Raw genomic sequence first — 12494 nt, 5'->3', positions numbered from 1 at the left:
AGGACGGAGCGGCGCCGCTCAGTGGGGCACGGTCGCCGCCTCGCCGGTGTTCCGTTCGCGCGCCTGCCGACGCGCGTAGATTTTCAGCAGAAGATGGATGCGGTACGGGCCGGGCGGCCCCTCTTCGAGCAGCCCGGCGTCGGCGAGCCGCTCCAGCGCCTCCTCGGCCTCGGGCGAGTCGCCAAGGGCATGGGCCGGGACCAGCAGCCCCTCCTGTTCCCCGAGCCGGCGGAAGGCGTCCTGCCAGCGCGGCTCCAGCCGGCGCAGGGCCCGCCCGAACACCTGCGGTACGGACATCCGCGGGTCGTCGGCGAGGGAGAGCCGGGCCGGCGGGTCCTCGGCCAGCCAGCGGACGCAGTCCTCGACGCTCAGCCCGGGGCGGGTCAGCAGCCGGGCCGCGGCGATCCGCAGGCTGAGCGGGAAGTGCCCGCAGACGTCGGCGAGTTCGCCGGCCGCGGCCGGCTCGGCGGCCACCCGTTCGGCGCCGAGCGCGGCGGTGAGCAACTGCCGGGACTCGGCGGGGTCCAGGGTGGAGAGCCGGTGGACGCTGCCGCCGTGGGTGGCCATCAGCCCGGCGAGCCCCCGTCTGCTGGTGACGACCACGGCGCCGCCCGGCACCGCGGGGAGCAGGGGGCGCACCTGGTCGGCGGTGGTGACGTCGTCGAGGACGAGCAGGGTCCTGCCGTCGCCGGCCCCGGGCCCGGGCAGGTGCGCCATCGCCTCGCCGGCGGTGAGGGGGGCGCCGTCCGGGTGGGTCATGGCGACGACGAACACACCGCCGGGAAAGGCGTCCTGGGTGTCGTGGGCACACTGCCGGGCCAGCGCCGTCTTGCCGATGCCCGGTGCTCCGGAGAGGACCACGAGGGCGGTGTCCGGGGAACGCCCCGTCAGCCGGGCCGTGATGTCAGCCCGTTCGGCCGCCCGGCCCGTGAAGGACGGCACGGGCGGTACAGGGAACGAGGGCGGTACCGGCGATGCGGGCAGCGTGAGCGGCGCGAGGGCCGCCCGGGCCCCAAGCGGTACGGGCCGGGCCGCGGCCGGTGCCGGCTCACCCTGCGGACGGTCTCCGTCGTCCGGTGCCCGGACCGTCGCCGTGCGGGCCACCGGCGCCGTCAGCCGGACCGGAGCGGCGATCTCCAGGGGCTGTGGGGCCTGGTCGAGCGCGACGGACCCGAGGTCGTCCCCGCGCAGGATGGCGAGTTCGAGCCGCTGGAGGGAAGGGCCGGGGTCGATGCCCAGTTCTTCCTTGAGCCGGCCCTTCACGGCGCGGTACTCGGCCAGCGCCTCCGACTGCCGACCGGTGCGGTACAGCGCCTCGATGAGCTGCTCGGCGAAGCGCTCCCGGCCCGGATGGCGCCGGGCGGCCTCCCACAGGTCGACCAGGACCTGACGGCAGCGGCCCAGCGACAGCTCGATGTCACAGGCGCGTTCGAGGGTGCGCAGCCGCTCCTCGGTGAGCCCGGGCACCTCGTCACGGTGGAGCATCAGGGAGGGCACGTTCGCCAGCAGCGGGCCCTGCCACAGCGTCAGGGCCTCCTTGAGCCGGTAGAGCTCCCCCTCCGCGTCCCCGGCGCCGTCCGCCGCCCGTACGAGCGTCCGGAAGCGCACCAGGTCCAGGGTGTCGGTGTCCACGTTCATCCGGTAGCCGCCGGGCACCGCCTCGATGACGTCGCCGGCGACCCCGTACTTCACGAAGATCCGCCGCAGCCTGAGCACACAGCTCTGGAGCGCGGCCCTGGCCGTGGCCGGCTGGTCGTCGTCCCACAGGGCTCTCAGCAGATAGCCGGTGGACACGACGGATCCGGGATGAATGAGCAGAGCCGCCAGCAGACTGGACGGCTTGGACGGTTTGAGCACAACAACGTCATGACCCTCGGCAATACTCAAAGGGCCCAAAAGCTGAAAACGCACGCGACCCCCGTTCCTCGGATCAGCACCCGGGCCCACGGCGCATGAAAGTGCCGAAAGACGGGCACACCATGCCGCCGGGACACCCACAGAGAGAATTTCTTCGCTTTTTTCTGTGGTTCAGACCTCTGCCGGACCTCACGGATTTCCCACTCCCCCGTATCCGCGTGGCCGAGCAGCCCAGCACCCTCGATGCGGGCCTGCTCAACGGCGCGATACGTCCAAACGTGCCTAGAGGAATTAACTTCGCTTTACCAAAAGATGAATAACAGCCGACACATCCTGGAGGATTTCAACAATGCCGGTGGCAAGATCTTGTCGGGCATCCTAGTAACTAGCCCACGGAAAGTCGACCCTTCGTCACCCGCCCCGTTCGGCATTCCGTACGGACGCCCTTCCACAGCACACCACAACAGGCAAGAAGCACTTATTGAGCATGAATACGATCTGCCCCCGCGAACGCGCACAAAAAGGGAGGTCCCGCGGCGCGTGCGCGCTCGGCGGGACCTCCTCGGGTGTCCGGTTTTCAGCCAGTCGGCCCCGGCCCGGGTGCCTCGCCCGGCCCCGGTGCCTCACCCGGCCCGGCCGCGGTCAGGACGACCGTGACACCGCGCGAGCGCAGCCCCTCGACGACGCGGGGGTCGGCCGTGCGGTCGGTGACGAGGGTCCAGTCCGGTCCGATGGGCGTCCAGTTGTGGAAGGGGCGGCGGCCCAGCTTCGCCGCGTGCGCCAGCACGTAGACCCGGTCCGCGCGCCGCGTCATCAGCTCCTTGAGCCGGGTCTGGCGCAGGTCGGCCTCGCAGATGCCGTGTTCGGGCGAGACACCGTCCGTGCCGAGGAACAGCCGGTCGAACGTGAGGCGTTCCAGGGCGGCTTCGGTCAGCGGCCCCACGAACCCCTGGCTGAGCGGGCGCAGTGTGCCGCCCAGGCACTCGACGTGGACCGACTCGACGTCCGCCAGTTCCTGCAGCACCGTCAGACCGGTGGTGGCGACGGTGACGTCCTTCGCCGTGCGCAGTTCGTGCGCGAGCGCCCCGACCGTGGAGCCCGCGTCGAGCAGCAGCGACTCGCCGGGACGCACCTCGGCCGCCGCCCACCGCGCGATGGCCCGCTTGGCCTCGAACGCCTCGCCCGTGCGCTGCCGCAGCGACGCCTCGGGGTGGGCGGCCAGCGCCATGGCCCCGCCGTAGGTACGGGCGAGCCGGCCGTCGGCGGTGAGCTTCGCGAGGTCGCGGCGGATGGTGGACGCCGTCACACCGAGGAGCCGTGACAGTTCCTCCACACTGGCGAGTCCGGTCGTCGTGGCGAGGTGGACGATGCGGTCGCGCCGCGCCTTCGATCCGATGGGGGCCATCACTCCTGTGTCCTCCGGTGCGGGGGTGCCCCGACGGGGCGGCCGGTGGTCAACGGGCCGGGGCGGTCGCCATCTCGGCGGCCTGGCGCAGCGCCTCGACCATGCTGCCCGCCTCGGCCCGGCCCGTACCCGCGATGTCGAAGGCGGTGCCGTGGTCGACGGAGGTACGGATGACGGGCAGTCCGACGGTCAGGTTGACGCCCGCCTCGATGCCCATGACCTTGACGGGGCCATGGCCCTGGTCGTGGTACATGGCGACGATCAGGTCGTAGTCGCCGCGCGAGGCGAGGAAGAAGGCGGTGTCGGCGGGGAGCGGCCCGACGGCGTCGATGCCGTCGGCGCGCAGGACCTCGATCGCCGGGACGATCTTCTCCTCCTCCTCGCCGTAGCCGAACAGGCCGTTCTCCCCGGCGTGCGGGTTGATGCCGCACACACCGATGACCGGTGCCGGGACACCGGCGCGCACCATCGCCTCGTGGCCGCGGCGCACGGTCCGTTCGACGAGGCCGGGCTCGATCCGGTGGACGGCGTCGATCAGCCCGATGTGCGTGGTGACGTGGATGACCTTCACCTTCGGTGTGGAGAGCATCATCGACACCTCCTCGACACCGGTGAGGTGGGCGAGGAGTTCGGTGTGTCCGGGGTAGAGGTGGCCGCCCGCGTGCAGGGCCTCCTTGTTCAGCGGTGCGGTGCAGATGCCCTGGACGGCGCCGCGTACGGCGAGTTCGGCGGCGACGCGCACGTACTGGTAGGCCGCGTCCCCCGCGACGGCGGAGAGTTGGCCCCAGGGCAGGTCGGCGGGGAGCAGTCCGAGGTCGATGACGTTGATGCGGCCGTCGGTGAACTCGGCCTGCTCCGGGGTCTCGACGGGGACTATCTCGCAGGTGAGGGCGAGGATGTCGGCGGCCTGGCGCAGCCGCGCGGCGTCGCCGACGACGACGGGGCGGCAGCGGCGCACGGTGTCCGGGTGGAGCAGCGCGGGGACGATCACCTCGGGGCCGATGCCCGCGCCGTCGCCCATGGTGACCGCGATGATGGGGAGCGGCGGGCCGGCGCTGTCGGCCGGTTCCGCGGGGGCGGTCGTCGGGGCTGCGTTCACAGGAACTCTCCTTGCGGTACGGGTGACGGTACGGGTGGTTCGGTCGACGGGAGTCGATCGCCCGGCCGCAGGGCGCGGGCGATGAGCAGCAGGGATCCGGCGTCCCCGTAGCTCCCGGGGCGGGTGACGACCGTACGGCCGTCGGAGGCGAGGGAGCGCACGGCGCCGTGGTGGATCTCGCCGACCGGGACGAGGTGGGCGACGCCCAGGGCGTCCAGGACGCGGCGCGCCGTCTCTCCCCCGGTGAGGACGAGATCCGCGGGGCCGCACGCGGCGGCGACGGTACGGGCGAGACCGGCCACCACCTGGCGGGCGGCGCCGGGCCGGATGCCCTGGGCGGGGTCCACGCCGACGACGGTGACGGCGCCCGGGGCCACCGTGAGCGGGAGGCAGGCGCCGGGCGCGGCGAGCAGCTCCGCCGGAAGGGCGGTGTGACGCGCCCCGGCGGCGACGAGTTGCGCGATCTGCGCAACGGCGCCGGGTTCGGCGGTGCCGACGACCACGAGCAGCGGACGGGCGGGCGTACGGGCGTGCTCCGCTGACGGGGCGTCCGGTGACGGCGTGCCAGGCGGGGTGTCCTGCGCCGGGGCCGCGCCCCGGGCCGGCCCCGCCGGGGACACGCCGTCGGCGCCGAGGCCGTCGGGACCGTCGAGGCCGTCGGGACCGCAGCCTCCACCGAGGCCGTCGGCCACGCCGAGGAGGCGGCCGAGGGCGGCGGCGAGCCCGCCCGTCCCCAGCAGCCGTACGCCCGGTCCCAGCCGGAGCGCGGCGGCGGCGATCGCGTCCAGGTCCGCGTCGGTCTCCGCGTCGCACACCGGCCGGTGCCCGGCCCGGACGAGCGCGCGCAGCCGCTCCGTCAGCTCGGCGGCGGGGCCGCGTACGACGGTGAGCGGGACCGGCGCCGTCCGCGGGTCGCCGAGCGCGGCGGCGACCGACGACGGCGCCGGCAGCGGTTCGGCGCGCCAGGCGTCCGTGGCGTGCAGCGGGGTGCCGCGCAGGTGGACGACGCCGTCGCGGACGGTGCGGCCGGCCACCGGCAGCGCGGGGGCGATGACGACCGCCGCGGCGCCCTCCGCGTAGGCGGCGGCCTCGGCGGCGAGGTTGCCGCGGAGCAGGGAGTCCGTCTTCTTGAACAGGACGGTGTCGTCGGCGACGCCCCGCAGGGCCTCCCGTACGGCGGCGGCGGCCGAGGTGGCGTCGAGCTGCCGGGTGTCGAGGTCCCTCACCAGCGCCACGCCGGGGTCGGGTACCGCGGCGGAGTCCCGGGGCCCCGGGGGGCCCAGCAGGATCCGGGCGGGGCGGCGCAGCGCCGCGGCCGTCTCGGCGGCGCCGGACAGGTCGTCCGCGAGGGCGAGCACCCGCCGTGTGCGGGGTCGGCCGCGCGGCTCGGGCACGCGGAGGGGCTCGGACTCGCTGTGCGGCTCGGGTCCGGCCGGCTCAGGGGACACGGATACCTCCTCGGGCGACCCGGGGCGGGCTGCCTCGGTGCCCGATGATGGCACAGGTTGCGCGAAGTGCGCGAGACCTCTTGCGCAGAACACGCAATCGTGCCACCTTGTGCGGCGCGACACCTGTTGATGCGGAGCAGGCCGGACACTGTGCCGGCCGGACCGGCACCGACAGCTGGGCCCCGGTCGCTGGACAGGGCCCAGGAGCCGCTCGCATCCCGGAACCCGAGAAGGTCGACGATGACCCCTACTCCTCAGAGCGCTCCCCCCGACGCTCCCCCGCGTGCGGCGGTCGACCGCCGCACCCTGCTGCGCTGGGGCGCGGTCGGCGGCGCCGGCCTCGCCCTCGCCCCGCTGTCCGCCTGCGCGGGGCCCACCGGCGCCCCCGGCCCCGGCACGCTCACCCTCGGCCTGAACCGCTCGCTGGTGAGCCTCGACAACAAGCTCAACCAGTTCGACGCCGCGGTCACCGTCCAGCGCGCCGTGCGGCAGGCGCTCACCCGTATCGGCCCCGGCATGAAGCCGCGCCTCGTACTCGCCGACCGTTTCGAGATGGCGGAGCCCACCGCCTGGGCGGTGCGGCTGCGGGACGGCGTGTGCTACTCGGACGGCAGCCCCGTCACCGTCGAGGACGTCGCGACCGCCCTGAAGATGTACAGCAAGGTCACCGGCTCCTTCCTCCTCGGCCTCTTCCCCGAACTGCCCACGGTGGAGAAGACCGGCGACCGCACCTTCCTGCTGCATACCGCGAAGCCCGTGCCGGTCCTCGACCGGCTCATGGCCAACATCCACATCACACCGGCCGCCGCGAACCGCCCCGAGGAGTTGCAGAGCGGCCTCGGCTCCGGTCCGTACCGCGTCCTCAAGGCGAACGGCGGCGCCGGAGAGTACACCCTCGGCCGCAACCCCAGGTACTGGGGACCGCGCCCGCGGATCGACACCGTACGGGTCAGGTTCGTCCCCGAGGAGTCCAGCCGGGTCGTCGCGCTGCGCAGCGGTGAGATCGACGTGGTCGACACCCTCACTCCGGACTCGGCCGAGCAGCTCACCGGGCTTCCCGGCGTCCGGGTCGAACAGGTCTCGGGTGTCCGGATGTGCCAGCTCTTCTACAACTTCCGCAAGCCGGAGGGGAGTCCGCTCGCCGACGCCCGGGTGCGCAAGGCGCTGACGTACGCGATCGACGGCCGGGCCCTCGTCGAGGACGTGCTGAACGGCTCGGCCGAGGAGGCCGGCGGGGTGGTCCCGCTCGCGCTCGAAGGCGCGGTGCGCACGGGGTCGTACGCGTACGACCCCGGGAAGGCGCGCTCCCTGCTCAGGTCGCTGGGCGCCACGGACCTGCGGATGAGGTTCATCTGGGAGTCGGGCGAGTTCGCGGCCGACGCCTCCGTCATGGAGGCGGTCGCGGACATGCTGAAGTCGGTCGGCGTCCGCGTCTCCCTCCAGCAGTTCGAGCCGGGCGGCGACATCCTGACCTGGCGCCAGGGCAAGGCCGGTGACTGGGACGTCATCGGCAACGGCTACGGCAGCCCCACCGGCCAGGCGCTCACGATGCTCCAGGGCATGTACGGCGGCACCGCCGCGAAGGACCGCACCGGCGACGCCTTCATGGGGTACATCGTCCCCCACGTCGAGAAACAGCTCACCGCCGCCTCCACCCAGGTGGACGACACCGAGCGCAACCGGCAGCTCGCGGTCGTCCAGAAGGCCGTCTGGGAGACCTGGCCCAGCCTCTGGGCCTTCGCCCCGAAGACCCTGCTGGCCCGCAGGGCCCGGGTCCGCGGTCTGTCACTGCTGCCGATCAACTCCTACGACCTGTCCGCCGTGCGGCTGGAGGGCTGAGCCGTGCCGAAGTATCTCGCCCGACGGCTCGGCCAGAGCCTGCTGACCGTCTTCCTCACCCTGACCACGGTCTTCCTGCTGGTCCGGATGGCGCCCGGCGACCCCGCCGCGGCCTACGCCGCTCCCAACGCGACCACCGCCGATCTCGCCAGGATCCGCGGCCAGTTCGGCCTCGACCAGCCGCTGTTCACGCAGTACGGCATCTTCCTGCGCGACCTGTTCACCGGTGACCTGGGCACCAGCTACTCCTTCCACGCCCCGGCCCTCGACGTGGTCCTGGAGCGGATGCCGTACACCATCACCCTCGCCGTGTCCGCGATCACGGTCACCGCCGTGGTGGCCGTGCCGCTCGGGGTGTGGATGGCGCGCCGCGCCGACTCCAAGCGCGAGCTGGGCGCCAACGTCCTGACCATCACCGGTCAGTCCATGCCGGACTTCTGGACCGGTGTGATGCTGCTGACCGTCTTCGCCGTGCTGCTGCCCGTGCTGCCCGCCTCCGGGTTCACCTCCTGGAGCGGTCTGGTGCTGCCGACGGTCACCGTGGCCATCCTGCAACTGGCCCTGATCTCACGGCTGGTACGGCGCGAGATGACCACGGCCCTGAACTCCCCGTACATCACGGTCGCCCGCTCCCGCGGCTTCTCCGAGTCCACCCTCACCTGGCGCTACGCCCTGGCCAACTCGGGGGTGCCGCTGATCACCGCCCTCGGTACCCGCTTCGCGGCGCTGCTCAACGGCGTCGTCGTGGTCGAGGTGGTCTTCGGCTGGCCCGGCGTCGGCTCGCTCGTGGTGCGTGCCCTGGAGACCAGGGACTATCCGCTGATCCAGGCCACCGTCCTGGTCACCGCGGTCCTCGCGATCCTCGTCCAACTCCTCGTCGACCTCGCCTACCCGCTGCTCGACCCGCGGGTGCGCCTCGGAAAGGCGGCCTGAGACATGACCACCGCCCCGCGTACCGCCGCCTCCTCACCCTCCGGCACCGCCTCCTCCGCCGGCGCCCGGCCGAGCGCGGTCACCGCCCGTGATCTCGCCCGTGCCACCGCCACCCGGCAGCGGCGCGGCGCCCGGTTCAAGCTGTGGGCGGGCGCGGTCTGCACCGCGCTCGTCGTCCTGCCCGTCGCGCTGGCCGCGCTGCTGCCCCTGCCGGGCGCCGACGCGCAGGACCTGTCCCGGCGCCGGCTGCCCCCGCTCAGCGACGGCCATCTCTTCGGCACCGACCAGCTCGGCCGTGACCTCCTCTCCCGGATCCTGCACGGCGGCCAGGTGTCGCTGACCGTCGGCATCCTCGCCGTCCTCGTCTCCGGGGTGATCGGGGTGGCTGCCGGCGCGGCGGCCGGGTTCTTCGGCGGCTGGGTCGACACGGTCGTCTCCCGGCTGCTGGAGGCCCAGCTCGCGCTGCCCCTGCTGATGATGCTGCTCCTCGTGGTGGCCCTCTTCGGCCCCTCCGTCACCGTCATCACCTGTGTGATCGCGGTCGCCCAGTGGCCGGAGGTCGCGCGGCTCACCCGCTCGCTCGTCCTCGTGGAGCGGGAGAAACCGTACGTCGCAGCCGCCCGCGTACTGGGGCTGCGCGGCTGGTCGGTCCTCGGCCGCCATGTCATCCCCAATGTCATCCGCCCGGCGAGCCTGGTCGTCCTGCTGCTGCTCGCCCAGGCCGTGCTGCTGGAGAGCGCGCTGAGCTTCCTGGGGGCGGGCCCGCAGCGGCCGTTCGCGACCTGGGGCCGGATCATCTCCGACGGCCAGGACTACATCACCACCTCCTGGTGGCTGGTCACCCTGCCGGGCCTGGTCATCGCCCTGCTGGTGGTCGGCGTCAACCTGATCGGCGACGGTCTGCGCGACCGTACGCGGGCGGTCAAGGCGCCCCGTGGAGCGCGGGTGCCGCGCGGGTCGCGCCTGGCGCGCGCCAAGAAGGGAGCCTGAGCCATGCCCGAGAACGCGAACGCGCCGGAGAACGCGCCGGGCGGCACGGCCGCCCCGCTGCTGGAGGTCGAGAACCTCCAGGTGGAACTGATCACCGCGCACGGAGTGGTCCGCGCCGTCGACGGGGTGAGCTTCACCGTCGGACGGGGTGAGACCGTCACCCTGATCGGTGAATCCGGTTCGGGCAAGTCGACCACCGCCATGGGGGTGCTGCGGCTGCTGCCCGAAGGGCTCGCCGTGCTGTCCGGCGCCGTACGGATCGGCGGACGGGACGTCCTCGCCGACCCGGCGGCGGCCCGCGCGGTGCGCGGACGTACCGTCTCGCTGATCCCGCAGGACCCGATGACGGCGCTCAGCCCCGTCCACACGATCGGCCGCCAGCTCGGCGACGCGCTGCGGCTGCGCCACCCCGCGCTGTCCCGCGCGGAGGTCAGGGAGAGAGGGACGGAGCTGCTGGCGCAGGTCCGCATCCCGCGTCCCGAGACCCGCTGGAAGGCGTATCCGCACCAGTTCTCCGGCGGCATGCTGCAGCGCATGCTGATCGCGGTCGCGCTCGCCGGTGAGCCGGAGCTGCTGATCGCGGACGAGCCGACCTCCGCGCTGGACGCCACCGTGCAGGCGGGCGTCCTCGATCTGCTGATGGAGCTACAGGAACAGGAGTCCCTCGGGATGCTGATGATCACGCATGATCTGGGGGTGGCCCGGGTCGTCTCCGACCGTATCCATGTCATGAAGGAGGGCAGATTCGTGGAATCGGGATCCGCCGCGCGCATCGTGGACGAGCCGGCCGAGCCGTACACCCGCGCCCTGCTCGCCGCCGTGCCCCGGCTCGGCACCTGGGACGAGGACGCGCCGTCCGGCGCCGCGCGGCAGGGGGCGACGGCATGAGCGCCCCCACGAACGGCGCGGGCGCCGGATCCGCGGCCGGGACAGGAGCGGGAACAGGAGCAGGAACCGGAGCCGGGACAGGGCCCGGTTCCGGGGAGCGCGGCGGGTCGGCCGCCGTGCCCCTGCTGAGCGTCGAGGACCTGGTCGTCGAGTATCCGACCGCGAACGGCCCGCTGCGCGCCGTCGACGGGGTGAGCCTCACCCTGGACCGCGGCGGATCGCTGGCCGTCGTCGGCGAGTCGGGCTGCGGCAAGTCGACGCTCGCCCGGGCGCTCGTACGCCTGCTGAAGCCCGCGTCGGGCCGGATCGTGCTGGACGGCACGGACATCGCGGCGCTGCCGGAGCGGCGGCTGCGCCCGCTGCGGCGGCGGGTACAGATGGTCTTCCAGGATCCGTACGGTTCGCTCGACCCGCATCTGACGGCCGAGCAGATCGTGGCGGAGCCGCTGCGCCTCTCCGGCGTCGGGAACCCGGCCGAGCGCGCGCGGCGCGCGGCCGAGCTGATCGACCGGGTGGGCCTGCCCGCCACCGCGCTGCACCGCCGGCCTCCGGAGTTCTCCGGCGGGCAGCGCCAGCGCATCGGCATCGCCCGCGCGCTCGCCTCCCGGCCCGACCTGCTGGTGTGCGACGAGGCGACCTCCGCCCTCGACGTCTCCGTCCAGGCCCAGGTGCTGGAGCTGCTGCGGGAGCTCCAGAGCGAGACGGGCATCGCCTATCTCGTCATCGCCCACAACCTCGGCGTGGTCCGGGAGATCAGCACCGACGTCGTGGTGATGAACGCCGGCCGCGTCGTCGAGCGCGGTCCGACCGCCGAGGTCCTCGCCTCCCCCGCCGAGCCGTACACCCGGGCGCTGCGCCGGGCCGCCCTCGACCCCACCACCGTCCTGGGCGTCAAGCCCCGGCACGTCCTCAACCCCGCGCTCCGCGCGGACCCGCCCCTCGCCGCCGCGGCACCCGCCACCGGCGCCGTCGCGGCGCCCACCACCGCACCGGAAGGCAACCGCTCGTGACCACCGGCATCGACCTGCCGCAGCTCCCCCGCCCCCTGTCGAGGCTCGTGCTCGGCACGATGACCTTCGGCGACACCGTCGACCGGGCGGGCGCCGCCGAGATGCTCGACACCGCGCTGGACGCCGGCGTCACCGGCGTCGACACGGCGAACGGCTACGCGGGCGGTGAGAGCGAGCGCATCCTCGCCGAGCTGCTGCCGGGCCGCCGCGACCGGATCGTCCTGGCGACCAAGGCCGGTATCCCCCACCCCGACCAGGACGGGCACGCCCCGCTCTCGGCCGCCGGGATGCGCGCCGCGCTGACGGGCAGCCTGGAGCGGCTGGGCACCGACCATGTCGACCTGTTCTACCTCCACCAGCCCGACCGGGCCACGCCGATCGCCGAAACCCTCACCGCCGTCGCGGAGTTCGTCGCCGAGGGCAAGATCCTCGCCCTCGGCGTCTCGAACCACTCGGCCTGGCAGATCGCCGAACTCGTCCGCACCGCCGACGAGGTGGGGGCGCCGCGCCCCGTCGTCGCGCAGCAGCTCCACAATCTGCTGGCACGCCGCCTGGAGGAGGAGTACGTCGAGTACGCGGCCGTCACGGGGCTGCGCACCATGGTCTACAACCCGCTCGGCGGCGGTCTGCTGACGGGCCGTCACACCTTCGCCCGGACACCGGACTCCGGCCGGTTCGGGGACTCCCGGCTGGCCGCGATGTACCGGGAGCGCTACTGGGACGAGCGGCTCTTCGCCGCCGTGGAGCAGCTCACCCGGATCGCCTCCGAGGCGGGCATCCCCCTCACCGAACTGGCGCTGCGCTGGCTGCTGGACCGGCCCTCGACCGACGCGCTGCTGCTCGGCGGCTCCCGCACCGAGCACCTGCGGGCCAACATCGCCGCCGCGCAGGCCGGTCCGCTGCCCGCGGACGTGACCACGGCCTGCGACGAGGTCGGCGCCGCGCTGCGCGGCCCGATGCCCGCGTACCACCGCTGACCGGCCCGGCCCTGGGCCGCCCCCGCACCCCACCCCGTACACCGCCCT

The 12494-nt window shown here is 73.7% G+C and carries 10 protein-coding genes; 6 read left to right on the top strand and 4 right to left on the bottom strand.

What is annotated here, in order from left to right:
• Positions 1 to 18 precede the first annotated feature (18 nt).
• The 4 genes from ACFXKG_RS34545 to ACFXKG_RS34530 all read right to left on the bottom strand — a co-directional run bounded on the left by ACFXKG_RS34545 (position 19) and on the right by ACFXKG_RS34530 (position 5809).
• On the bottom strand, positions 19 to 1857 hold the full coding sequence (locus ACFXKG_RS34545) for a BTAD domain-containing putative transcriptional regulator (protein ID WP_384847369.1): 1839 nt from the start codon (positions 1855 to 1857) through the stop codon (positions 19 to 21).
• 577 nt (positions 1858 to 2434) lie between these two features.
• Positions 2435 to 3262 carry a DeoR/GlpR family DNA-binding transcription regulator gene (locus ACFXKG_RS34540; RefSeq protein WP_384847367.1) on the bottom strand — a complete coding sequence of 276 codons (828 nt, stop codon included), beginning with the start codon at positions 3260 to 3262 and terminating at the stop codon, positions 2435 to 2437.
• A 49-nt stretch (positions 3263 to 3311) separates the two neighbouring features.
• On the bottom strand, positions 3312 to 4361 hold the full coding sequence (gene pdxA, locus ACFXKG_RS34535) for a 4-hydroxythreonine-4-phosphate dehydrogenase PdxA (protein WP_384847365.1): 1050 nt from the start codon (positions 4359 to 4361) through the stop codon (positions 3312 to 3314).
• A complete protein-coding gene (locus tag ACFXKG_RS34530) occupies positions 4358 to 5809 on the bottom strand; it encodes a four-carbon acid sugar kinase family protein (RefSeq protein WP_384847363.1) in 1452 nt (483 codons plus the stop codon). The genes pdxA and ACFXKG_RS34530 overlap by 4 nt, the downstream gene beginning before the upstream one ends.
• Before the next feature lie 240 nt (positions 5810 to 6049).
• Here ACFXKG_RS34530 and ACFXKG_RS34525 point away from each other — a divergent pair, with 240 nt between their 5' ends.
• Genes ACFXKG_RS34525 through ACFXKG_RS34500 form a run of 6 tightly spaced genes read left to right on the top strand, consistent with a single transcriptional unit; the run spans position 6050 to position 12446 of the window.
• The gene (locus ACFXKG_RS34525; RefSeq protein ID WP_384847361.1) at positions 6050 to 7648 is read left to right on the top strand and encodes an ABC transporter substrate-binding protein; all 1599 of its coding nucleotides are present in this window, start codon (positions 6050 to 6052) and stop codon (positions 7646 to 7648) included.
• Positions 7649 to 7651: 3 nt separating this feature from the next.
• Positions 7652 to 8581 (top strand): ABC transporter permease, encoded by a 930-nt coding sequence (locus ACFXKG_RS34520; RefSeq protein ID WP_384847359.1) that lies wholly within the window; start codon positions 7652 to 7654, stop codon positions 8579 to 8581.
• 3 nt (positions 8582 to 8584) lie between these two features.
• Positions 8585 to 9571, top strand: coding sequence for an ABC transporter permease (locus ACFXKG_RS34515; protein WP_384847357.1), 987 nt, complete (start codon positions 8585 to 8587; stop codon positions 9569 to 9571).
• 3 nt (positions 9572 to 9574) lie between these two features.
• A complete protein-coding gene (locus ACFXKG_RS34510) occupies positions 9575 to 10459 on the top strand; it encodes an ABC transporter ATP-binding protein (RefSeq protein ID WP_384847355.1) in 885 nt (294 codons plus the stop codon).
• The gene (locus ACFXKG_RS34505) at positions 10456 to 11469 is read left to right on the top strand and encodes an ATP-binding cassette domain-containing protein (protein WP_384847353.1); all 1014 of its coding nucleotides are present in this window, start codon (positions 10456 to 10458) and stop codon (positions 11467 to 11469) included. The genes ACFXKG_RS34510 and ACFXKG_RS34505 overlap by 4 nt, the downstream gene beginning before the upstream one ends.
• Entirely contained in the window at positions 11466 to 12446 is a 981-nt protein-coding gene (locus ACFXKG_RS34500; protein WP_382898008.1) for an aldo/keto reductase, read from the top strand. Before ACFXKG_RS34505 ends, ACFXKG_RS34500 begins: the two co-directional genes overlap by 4 nt.
• The last annotated feature ends 48 nt before the right edge of the window (positions 12447 to 12494 follow it).

The organism is Streptomyces sp. NPDC059255, from assembly GCF_042752355.1.
GTDB lineage: Bacteria > Actinomycetota > Actinomycetes > Streptomycetales > Streptomycetaceae > Streptomyces.
Note: the sequence above shows the minus strand (reverse complement) of the source record. Positions and strands in the feature narration are given on the sequence as shown.